Raw genomic sequence first — 11,243 nt, forward strand, 5'->3', positions numbered from 1 at the left:
TTCATGAATTTACTTATGTGTCGCTTACTTTGATAAAGCTTTTGTGCTTCATCTCAACAAGCGCCCACACGAATTATCTGATCTATCTGTTAAAGAGCGTTGCTTTCAACGTTCAGCCGTTTGGGCTGTCGTCTCAAGCGAGGTGCGTATTTTACTCAACACCCTGATGAAGTCAACCATTTTATTTAAGAATTTTTAGCAAATTCTCAAATGAAGTCGGCGACTTCCTATTCAACTTTCCGCTGTTAAAAGCTTGCGTTAAACGCCGTGCTTTCAATGGGTTAATCGAACAGCTCTGCCTGTTTCAGCGACCGTTTCCGGTGGCTGTCTCAAGCGAGGAGGCGCATTCTACACCGCACAGCCAGTGAGTCAACAGAGGCAGCACGAAAAAGTGTCAATTTAATGAAAAGCAGCTAACTTTTAACAATGAGCCACTAGATCGCCACTTCACAACTTGTTGTGGTTAAGAAATCAAGACCAAGACAATAACCTACCGCCCTTAGAAAGGGTTCCTACAGGAACACAAAAACCGCCGTAAGGCGGTTTTTTTTATAACTTTTCCCGTTTAGCTAGGAAAGCGCCTAGCTATAGCTTCTCACCGAAAAATAAATTTCCCTGCTTCGACGTCGACTCCAATCTCTGATCCCGGTAGATATTTACCCGCAAGCAGCTCCTGCGCCAATGGGTTTTCTATCCATTGCTGGATAGCCCGTTTCAGAGGACGTGCACCATAGATAGGCTCAAAGCCAACATCCACCAGCTTATCCATAGCAGTTGATGTCAAGGTTAAGGTCAACTCTCGCTCAGTCAACCGATCACGTAGACGGTTTAATTGGATCTCAGCGATTCCTCTTACCTGCTCTTTTCGTAGACTATGGAAAACCACTACTTCATCAATCCGGTTAATTACCTCTGGACGGAAATGATTTCCGACGACTTCCATGACGGCACTCTGCATCAGATCATAATCGTCATCATCACTAAAGTTCTGAATCAAATCAGAGCCTAAGTTTGAAGTCATCACAACAATGGTATTACGGAAATCTACCGTACGCCCTTGGCCATCAGTCAAACGCCCATCTTCCAATACCTGTAACAGTATATTGAAAACATCAGGATGCGCTTTTTCTACCTCATCCAACAACAAGACGGAATAGGGTTTACGACGTACAGCCTCCGTTAGATAACCGCCTTCCTCATAACCAACATACCCAGGAGGTGCACCAATCAGTCGAGCAACGGAGTGTTTCTCCATAAACTCTGACATATCGATCCGCACCATCGCATCTTCCGTATCGAACAAGAAACCAGCCAATGCTTTACAAAGCTCAGTTTTACCAACACCCGTTGGCCCAAGGAACAAGAAAGAACCGTTTGGCCGATTAGGATCTGACAATCCCGCACGTGACCGACGTACCGCATTGGAAACAGCTCGTACCGCTTCATGCTGACCAATTACTTGTTTATGCAAAGCATCTTCCATGCGCAGCAGTTTTTCACGCTCACCTTCCAGCATTTTAGAAACAGGAATCCCTGTCCAGCGAGAAACAACCTCCGCAACCTCTTCTTCACCAACGCGATTTCTTAACAATTGGTATTTTTGTGGCTGATCCTCAACGTCTGCGGCGGCCTGCAATTGCTTTTCAAGCTCTGGAATTACGCCATATTGCAGTTCAGACATACGGCTTAAATCACCAGAACGAGTCGCTTGTTCCAACTCAGTCCGCGCCTGATCTAATTTTTCTTTAATTTGCTGGGAGCCTTGAAGCATGACCTTCTCAGCCTTCCAGACCTCTTCAAGATCGGAATACTCTTTTTCTATCGATTCAATATTCGCTTGCAACTCTTCCAACCGTTTAATGGCGGCCTGATCTTTCTCTTTTTTGAGCGCTTCGCGTTCCATTTTTAACTGAATCAAACGACGTTCAAGACGATCCAAACTCTCGGGTTTAGAGTCGATCTCCATACGAATACGACTACCAGCCTCATCGATTAAGTCGATCGCTTTATCTGGCAATTGCCGATCCGTGATATAACGCTGTGACAATTTAGCCGCAGCTATAATCGCAGAGTCGGTGATATCCACTCCGTGGTGAATCTCATAACGCTCTTTCAACCCCCGCAAAATAGCGATGGTATCTTCTTCACTTGGCTCATTCACCAGCACTTTTTGAAAACGACGCTCTAGAGCCGCATCTTTTTCAACATACTGACGATACTCATCCAAGGTTGTCGCACCTACGCAGTGTAACTCACCACGCGCCAGTGCTGGCTTGAGCATATTACCGGCATCCATTGAGCCTTCGCCTTTACCGGCGCCAACCATGGTATGCAGCTCATCAATAAAGAGAATGACCTGACCTTCCTGCTTAGATAACTCATTCAGAACAGACTTGAGTCGCTCTTCAAATTCACCTCTAAACTTAGCCCCAGCAATCAATGCCCCCATATCCAATGAAAGAACTTTTTTATTCTTCAGGCCTTCAGGCACTTCACCGTTAATAATTCGTTGCGCTAAGCCTTCCACAATCGCTGTTTTACCAACACCCGGCTCACCAATCAAAACGGGGTTGTTTTTAGTCCGACGTTGCAACACCTGAATAGTCCGGCGGATTTCATCATCCCGGCCAATAACAGGATCTAATTTACCGGACTCAGCCTGCTCGGTAAGATCAACAGTAAATTTATCTAGTGCTTGCCGGTTTTCTTCTGCATTTGGATCATTCACGTTATCACCCCCTCGCATCTGCGTAATCGCCTGTTCTAATTGCTGTTTAGTCACTGCGGCAGCTTTAAGTAGCTTACCCACACCACTTTTATCTTCTAACATCGCCAACAGGAATAACTCACTGGCGATATATTGATCGCCCCGCTGCTGCGCGAGCTTGTCAGTAAGATTAAACAACTTACCCATCGCAGGCGAAAAGCGAACTTCCCCATCACTATTCGTCACTTGCGGCAGATCACTAAACAGCTTCTGTGCTGATGAGAGAAGTTGATTAACATCAGCTCCTGATTTGGCTAACAAAGGCTTTATAGAACCCCCTTGTTGATCCAGCAGCGCCAACAGCAGATGAACCGGTTCTATATAGTTATGATCTTTGCCCACGGCTAAAGATTGGGCATCCGCTAGGGCTGACTGTAATTTACTCGTAAAACGTTCGGGTTGCATGGCTCCCTCCTAATGAATTTCACCCTACCCATTGTGCGCTTTGATTAAAGCTGATGGCGGGTTGTCTTACTCTTACTTAAGTAAATGCGGGTAGATCAAGAGGAATTCAAGCCTATATAAGAAAAGACTGATATATATTCCTCTATTTTTATAGGTCTTTCTTTTTAGAGCGGCTGCAACCGGAGCAATTGCTACAACCGGTGCTGCTACATTTGCGACTAAAGGTGCGATAAAGGTAACGGCCAAACCATATCCCCAGCAGCACAATCACGGCAATCAGAACGATCCAATCAAACAGTGTCATAAGTCACCTCTTACTATAGCCATAACGTCGCTAAGGTGTACACCAACCAAGCGCCCGTCCAAGCCAAGACCAGCCCCATTAAGATCGACACACCAGCCCAGCGCCAACTCCCCGTTTCTCGGCGAATAGTCGCGATAGTGGCAAGACAAGGCATATACAGTAACGTAAAGACCATCAGCGCCAACCCCGAAGCTGGTGCCAAGGCAGCACCCAGTGCCGCCTGCAGCCCTGCCATATCATTCATATCTGTTTGATACACCACCACCAGCGATGCAGCAATGACTTCTTTAGCAATAAATCCAGACAGCAACGCAACTGTTTCCTGCCAGCCAAAACCCATCGGCGCAAACAGCGGCGCAACGAAACGTCCTAACTGCTCTAACCATGACATCCCTTCCATCGGGAAGCTCTGTAGTAGCCAGATCAAAATTGAACCGACCAAAATAACCCCACCAATTTTTCGCAAGAAGTCAGATGCTTTATCCCAGACATGCAGTAGCATCGACCGTCCAGAAGGAAGTCGCCATGGCGGTAACTCCATAATAAAGGTCTCATCATGATGCGAGGTAATTGTTCTTGCTAATAATGCGGCAATCGTAAAAGCCACCAAAATACCCAACATATATAAGCCAAATAATACGGTACCGGCATGGTCGGCAAAGAAGATCCCCGCCAACAACACATAGACCGGTAACCGAGCAGAACAGCTCATAAATGGATTAATTAAGATGGTAATCAAGCGGGCTCGCGGCTCTTCAATCGTTCGGGCCGACATAATAGCTGGCACATTACACCCAAATCCCATTACCAGCGGCACAAACGCCTTGCCATGCAGGCCGACCTTACTCATCAAATTGTCGGTTAGAAATGCGGCACGGGCCATATATCCGCTCTGCTCTAACAAGGCGATGAAGAAAAACAGCAGCACCACGTTGGGCAAAAACACCAGAACCCCGCCAACCCCTGCAATTAACCCCTCGACTATTAAGTTTTTTAACAGAGAAGGCGGCATAAACGCGCCAACTTGCTGCCCTATCCAACTCACTCCCGCATCAATCCAATCAGCCGGATAACTACCCAAGGTAAAGGTCGCTTCGAACATTACCCAGAGCAAAAAAACAAAGATCGGCATGCCCAACCAGCGATTCAACGTCAACCGGTCGAGCCAGTGGTCCGCTGGGGACTGATCCTTATGCTCACTACTGCTTTTATGTAACAAACCATGAATATAGCCATAACGCCCCTCGGCGATCATTTCAGCCAACGATTCATCATGACGGCTACTGAGTAAATCAAGTGCTTGCTGCCCTACCTTCCGCTGCTCATCATTAACCAGCTCGACGCTTTCTCCGCCGGACTCTAACCATCGAATCGCCTGCCAACGGCTCAGTCCTACCGCTTCTAGTGAGCAGATAGCCTCTTCAACATGCGGCTCATAGGTAATCGCCAAAGGCTCACTCGGCTGATCAATATTATCCAGCAATAGATCCATTAACTCGGGGATATGACCATTGCTACGACCATCACTCGCCATCACCGGCTTAGCCAAGCCAAGACCTAGTTCTATCAGATCAACACTACCGCCCTGCTTCTCAAGCTCATCCAGCATATTGAGGGCAATCACTACCGGCAGCCCCTGTTCTAATACTTGGGTCGTTAAGGCGAGGTTTCGAGCTAGGTTATTAGCATCAACCACATTCAGAATCAGGTCTGGTGGCGTATTAATTAGATAGTCACGGGCGACCATCTCCTCTACCCGGCTATTTGCGAGTGAGTAGATGCCCGGCAGATCGATAAAATGAAAATCAATACCACGCCACTCTTTATGACCTTCACGGCTGGTAACAGTCACTCCAGCCATATTACCGGTTCGTTGCCGAGCGCCGGTCAATTGATTAAAGAGTGAAGTTTTGCCGCAATTAGGATTACCGATCAGAGCGATGGTGTAGGATTGATTGTCAGACATCAGAGCTGTAACTCCACCTCGATATGGCTTGCTTCTTTACTACGCAAGCATATCTGTTGTTTACCGATGGCATAGACTCGGGGATTACCCAGTAAAGAAGTGGCGGCAACAGAGACTTTTAAACCTTTTAGAACGCCCAATGCAACGAGCCGCTGACGTAAAGCTTCGGGCCCTGCAATCGTTTTAATTCGGGCTTGTTGGCGGGATTTTAGTTCGATAAGCGTCATCGAAACACCTCAAAGGTTAATGAGAACCATTATCAACCTCTACTCAAGATGGATCAAGTGCTTACGCCAGATTTCCATTGATTCAGATCAGGCGATCCAGATCACGCTGGCCATACGTCCTGTTACACCGTCGCGGCGATAGGAGTAGAACAACTCGGATTGACTAAAGGTACAGTAATCCCCACCCGTAATACGCTGTACGCCCGCCGCATACAGTCGCAACCGAGCGAGTTGATAGATATCGGCCATCCACTTATGAGGAGTGGAGGTCGCAGTAAATGCATCACTAGATGCAGCGATAACATGACAAAACTGCTCTCGAACTTCATCACCAACCTCGAAAGCAAGCGGTCCGATAGCGGGACCTAACCAAACTTGCACCTCTGAGGGATTGGCGAATACAGATAAGGTCTGTTCCAGCACCCCATCAACAAGTCCGCGCCAACCTGCGTGAGCCACTGCTACTCGACTGCCATCTTTATCACTAAAGAAAACCGGCAAACAATCTGCGGTCATCACAATACAGGGCTGACCAACATCATCCGTCCAACAGGCATCGGCTTCTACAACACCTTGCTCAGCCGCTTTAACCAATACGGTACCGTGTACTTGCGATAACCACTGCAGTGATTTCACCCATTGATGCTGTTCACATAGCAATGCGCGATTAGCCGCTACGTGAGCCGCTGCATCTTCGACATGATCACCCAAGTTAAATGAGCCATAAATCCCTTCACTGCAGCCACCCAAGCGGGTGGTGGTAAACGCCTTGATATGATCCGGCGCCGACCAATCAGCAGTAATTAATCTCACAGGTCGGTCTCATGATTTGCAGCGTCTTTCTTGAGGCGGCTTAATAACCGCTGCATATCCTCTGGCAGGTCAACCTCCCACGACATCAACTCACCGGTTGCCGGATGAAACAGCTCTAAACGTTTTGCATGCAACGCTTGGCGCTGAAACTCCTTCAACTTACTAAGAAGCTGTGGCGTGACGCCCTTTGGCAAGCGGAAGCGGCCGCCATAGAGCTGATCGCCAACCAATGGATAGTTAATATGGGACATGTGTACCCGAATCTGATGCGTCCGACCCGTTTCAAGTTTTAAACGAATATGGGTATGGGCGCGAAACTTCGTTAATACACGATAGTGAGTAACCGCTTCTTTGCCTAAGCCCACCACCGCCATCTTTTGTCGATTACGCGAATGCCGGCCCAATGCTTCATCAACCGTGCCACCACCGGTCATCACCCCGGCCACAACCGCTTCATATTCACGCCCCATCGAACGATCCTGCAGCTGGGAAACCAACTCTGTCTGCGCTTGAATTGTCTTGGCCACTACCATCAAACCCGTGGTATCCATATCCAAACGGTGCACAATACCGGCCCGTGGCACCTGCGCGATATCTGGGCAGTAATGTAACAAACCATTGAGCAGCGTATCTTCCCAATGGCCGGCCGCCGGATGAACAACCAAGTTAGCGGGTTTATTGATGATCATAATATCATCGTCTTCATAAACGATATCCAGCGGCATCTCGACCGCTTTATACTGATCAATCACATCCAGCTCGGCTGAGACCTCTAGCTGCTCACCACCCATCAGTTTATCTCTGGGTCGTTTTACCTTGCCGTCGACGGTTAAAAACCCATCCTTAATCCAGCCCTGTAGCCGTGAACGGGAGTACTCGGGGAAAAGTTCGGCGACAGCCTGATCTAACCGCTTGCCAATCAGATCATCAGATACTGTTGCGCTAAGTTGAACCTTCTCAGTCATGTTTTATCTAACTCTCGGAAAAATTAAGAAAATATGGGCTTTATTGCAAGGAAAACGCGGAGACGCTTTGGCTTGCCATTCGGTTATGGTTAAATAGGCCGAATTAATTTTGCACAGTATACCCGAAACGAGCAGTAGCCGCTGTTAACTAACGGGAAACTCTCACTTATAGCAGGATAAATGTTTATGCGCCTGGCAAAGTTGCTCGCGATTGTTTCGATCACCCTGATAGCATCAGGCTGTTCATGGTTTGGTGGTGACGAAAAAGAGGCCCCAGATGTACCAGAACAACAACTCTATCAAGAAGCTCTTGATATGCTTGAGAGCGAAAACTATGTGGCCGCAGTTGAAAAACTGCAACTACTGGAAGCTCGTTACCCCTTTGGTCGTTTCTCCGACCAGGCACAACTAGAGCTGATCTACGCCTATCACAAAAATTATGAGTCGGATGCCGCAAGATCAACAGCGGATCGTTTTATCCGTCTGAACCCGAATCATGAAAATCTAGACTACGCCCTCTACCTCAAAGGCCTCACTGCGTTCGAGAAAGACCGTACTTTCTTCGAAAAGTATCTACCGATCGATGAAACGCAACGAGACCCAGGCAGTGCACTGGACTCATTCCAAAGCTTCCAGCAGTTAGTGTCTCGCTTCCCTAACAGCCAGTACGCACCCGACGCGCAAAAACGGATGACCTATCTCAAAAACCGTTTGGCCACTCACGAGATGCATGTCGCTCGCTACTACGTAAAACGTGAAGCTTGGGTTGCTGCGGCAAACCGTGGTCGATACGTGGTTGAGCACTATCAGCAAACACCTGCCGTGCCTGACGCACTGTCTGTGATGGTACTCGCGTACAATGAACTAGGCATGACCGACTTAGCGGCGGACTCACAGGCGGTTCTAGATGCTAACTTCCCCGGTTATCAGTCCAATATACAGCTGGCGAAAAAAGAATCCCTACTGAGCACTGCAACCTTTGGTCTACTCGGAAGCGACGAAACCCCTCGCACAGTACAGCAGCCTCAAAGCAAGCCAACCGATCAGCAGGAACGTTCTTGGTTTAGCCGTCTAACTTTCGGTGCATTCGATAACGACGACGAAGCCGATAAATAATCGCACTTTTTCTGTTCAAGGCGCCAATCGGCGCCTTTTTTATGGCCTATTTATGCCCACTCATAGTGCAAATAATCAGCGGCACATAAAAGCACTTCACAGCCTCCCAGATTTTCACATAGAATAACGAGTAGACCCACATAAAGACCATGAGAGTTGATAATGGACAGAGCTTCAATTGTTGCCGCAATGCAGGTTAAGCCACAAATCGATACCGTAGTAGAGATCGATCGACGAATAGATTTTATTAAACGCACCCTGCTGGCCAGCGGTTGCAAGCACCTCGTGCTAGGCATTAGCGGCGGCGTCGATTCCACCACCTGCGGCCGTCTCGCTCAACTGTCGATTAAGCAACTGAATCAGGAAAGTAACAGCAACGATTATCGATTCATCGCGGTGCGATTACCCTACAACACACAGCAGGATGAAGAGGATGCCCAAGCAGCAGTGGCCTTTATCTCACCCTCTGCTAGCCTAACTGCCAATGTTCAACCCGGCGCTGACGGCGTTCACTCAGCCACATTAGCCGCACTCAGTGAGGCGGGTATTGAGGCGGGGAGTCCTGCCCACATCGACTTTTCCAAGGGGAATGTAAAAGCCCGTATCCGTATGGCTATTCAGTATGAAATAGCCGGTCTGTTGGGAGGCCTCGTGCTGGGTACCGATCATTCTGCCGAAAACATTACCGGCTTTTACACAAAACATGGCGATGGTGCTTGTGACTTAGCGCCTCTATTTGGCCTCAGCAAACGCCAAGTGCGCGCCTTGGCTGAAGCGCTTGGGGCGCCAGCGCAACTGATTCATAAAACGCCGACCGCCGATCTCGAGTGCGATACACCGCAAAAAGCTGACGAAGCCGCATTGGGCCTAAGTTATGACCAGATAGACGACTTTCTAGAAGGCAAACCGGTGAGCCCAGAAGTGGAAGAAAAACTAATCGGTATTTACTGTCGCACGGAACATAAACGACAACCGGTACCAACCATTTACGATTAAAAAAAGGCCTCTCGCGAGGCCTTTCTTATATCACCGCTTTACCGCAAAATCATACCCGACCCACCATTTTATAGGGTTCGGGGTCGATAACGGGCTGCCGTTGAAGCAAGATATCTCCTAGTAAGCGGGTCGATGCTGGGGCCAGCACCAAACCATTTCTGAAGTGACCCGCATTAATATACAGGTTGCGATATCCCGGTACGGCACCAATATAGGGTATCCCCTCTGGAGAACCGGGTCTTAATCCCGCCCAATGACGTTCTAGCTCATAGTGTTCTAATGCAGGGCAGATATTTAGCGCCGTTTGATAGAGCGACTGCCTGATCTCATCGGTGGCCTGTTTATCAAACCCAACACGCTCGAGTGTGCTGCCCACCAGAATACGTCCATCATTACGAGGGATTAGGTATCGGTTTTCCATCAAGACAACGCGATTAATCAAGCCAACCTTCGCGTTAAAGATCATCATCTGACCTTTAACTGGCTCAACGGGCAACTCGATATTCAATGGTTTTAGCAGTTCGCCACTCCAAGCACCTGCAGCAACCACCACGGTGTCACCCTGCAATACTCGGTCAGCCAACTGCACACCGGTAATGGTTTCATTCTCAACCACTAAGTGCTGCACTCGGCTCTGTTCCACTAAATTAATATTAGGGGTCATCTCCATGCTACGGCGCAAAGAACGACCTAAGCGAGGGTTGCGAATACTGCCCACTTCAGGCATCCACAGCGCGGATTCACAGCCAGGTGCTAAATTAGGCTCTTTCTGATAAAGAAAATCACGACCAACCCGCTCCATGGGCTTTTGATATTTACGCCCCCAAGCCAATGCTTCATCCTCATCATCCACCCCCACCATAAACATCCCTTTAAGGCGCAGTTCAGGGTCTAAACCCGTTTCTTCCAACAGTTGCTGTGAGAGGTGAATATAACTGGTCTGCGACCACGTCGCTAAAGCCGTAACTGGATCAGAATAACGCCAAGGATACAGCGGCGAGACAATCCCTCCTCCCGCCCACGACGCTTCCTGTGCACAGTTATTCATCTCCACAAGCGTGACACTCGCACCCGACTGAGCCAGTTCTCTGGCCGTCAGCATTCCGATCACGCCTGCCCCAACAATCAGGTAGTCAGACATCTCTAAGCCTTATGGTTTGTACAAAGAGAAAAGAGTATATAAAAAAACGCGCCTAAGGCGCGTATTTTTATGACGATATCTGAGAATTACCAACTGGTTTCATCTGCATCTGAAGTATCCCCATCATTATTCTGATCCCAACGTCTCAAACCTGTAGATGTGATTTCCAGATACCCATCAGTCGCCTGCGATGTACCTGCAATAGGAGTCGCTCTCAGCGTATAAGCTAACGAACTAGAAGAAACAATTGTTAGATTATAAAACTTATTAGCGCTATCAACTGGCGCTTGCGAAGGAAAAACTACCCCATTCGGCACACCCGTATCTGCACCACCATCTGCCGCCCCAATATAAGACATCGTCTCAGTTTTATGACGCTCCATTGCATTGGCAAAGCTTAACATAGCTTCCTGAGCATCCGTTCGACGGCCATCTACGATGTAACTCATATAACTAGGGTAAGCAATAGAAGCCAAAATACCAATAATAGCTATCGTAATCATCAGCTCGATTAGCGTAAAACCTTTACTATAAGCTGCCACC

General features: G+C 48.2%; 10 protein-coding genes. 2 read left to right on the forward strand and 8 right to left on the reverse strand.

From position 1 onward, the window contains the following. Positions 1–595: 595 nt before the first annotated feature. From clpB to rluD, 6 genes are all read right to left on the reverse strand, one after another. Positions 596–3,172 (reverse strand): ATP-dependent chaperone ClpB, encoded by a 2,577-nt coding sequence (gene clpB / locus KO512_RS00740; protein ID WP_215950423.1) that lies wholly within the window; start codon positions 3,170–3,172, stop codon positions 596–598. 148 nt (positions 3,173–3,320) lie between these two features. Then, positions 3,321–3,476, reverse strand: a complete 156-nt coding sequence (locus KO512_RS00745) for a FeoB-associated Cys-rich membrane protein (protein WP_215950424.1) — start codon at positions 3,474–3,476, stop codon at positions 3,321–3,323. A 13-nt stretch (positions 3,477–3,489) separates the two neighbouring features. Then, positions 3,490–5,442, reverse strand: coding sequence for a ferrous iron transport protein B (gene feoB / locus KO512_RS00750; protein WP_215950425.1), 1,953 nt, complete (start codon positions 5,440–5,442; stop codon positions 3,490–3,492). Further along, positions 5,442–5,669, reverse strand: coding sequence for a FeoA family protein (locus KO512_RS00755; protein ID WP_215950426.1), 228 nt, complete (start codon positions 5,667–5,669; stop codon positions 5,442–5,444). The genes feoB and KO512_RS00755 overlap by 1 nt, the downstream gene beginning before the upstream one ends. A gap of 87 nt (positions 5,670–5,756) precedes the next feature. Beyond that, positions 5,757–6,482, reverse strand: a complete 726-nt coding sequence (gene pgeF / locus KO512_RS00760; protein ID WP_215950427.1) for a peptidoglycan editing factor PgeF — start codon at positions 6,480–6,482, stop codon at positions 5,757–5,759. Beyond that, positions 6,479–7,447, reverse strand: a complete 969-nt coding sequence (gene rluD, locus KO512_RS00765) for a 23S rRNA pseudouridine(1911/1915/1917) synthase RluD (protein WP_215950428.1) — start codon at positions 7,445–7,447, stop codon at positions 6,479–6,481. Before rluD ends, pgeF begins: the two co-directional genes overlap by 4 nt. Before the next feature lie 186 nt (positions 7,448–7,633). Between rluD and KO512_RS00770 the strand changes: the two genes are divergently transcribed. Both KO512_RS00770 and nadE read left to right on the forward strand, forming a co-directional pair. Continuing rightward, a complete protein-coding gene (locus KO512_RS00770; RefSeq protein ID WP_215950429.1) occupies positions 7,634–8,563 on the forward strand; it encodes an outer membrane protein assembly factor BamD in 930 nt (309 codons plus the stop codon). 162 nt (positions 8,564–8,725) lie between these two features. Continuing rightward, a complete protein-coding gene (nadE, locus tag KO512_RS00775) occupies positions 8,726–9,559 on the forward strand; it encodes an ammonia-dependent NAD(+) synthetase (protein WP_215950430.1) in 834 nt (277 codons plus the stop codon). Positions 9,560–9,608: 49 nt separating this feature from the next. Here the strand turns inward: nadE and thiO are convergent, their stop codons facing one another. Together thiO and KO512_RS20265 are read right to left on the reverse strand one after the other, a co-directional pair. Continuing rightward, on the reverse strand, positions 9,609–10,700 hold the full coding sequence (gene thiO / locus KO512_RS00780; protein ID WP_215950431.1) for a glycine oxidase ThiO: 1,092 nt from the start codon (positions 10,698–10,700) through the stop codon (positions 9,609–9,611). An 86-nt stretch (positions 10,701–10,786) separates the two neighbouring features. After that, positions 10,787–11,242, reverse strand: coding sequence for a type IV pilin protein (locus KO512_RS20265; RefSeq protein ID WP_303493357.1), 456 nt, complete (start codon positions 11,240–11,242; stop codon positions 10,787–10,789). Position 11,243: the final 1 nt, after the last annotated feature.

The organism is Amphritea atlantica, assembly GCF_018860855.1.
In the GTDB taxonomy this organism is placed as follows: Bacteria; Pseudomonadota; Gammaproteobacteria; order Pseudomonadales; family Balneatricaceae; genus Amphritea; species Amphritea atlantica_A.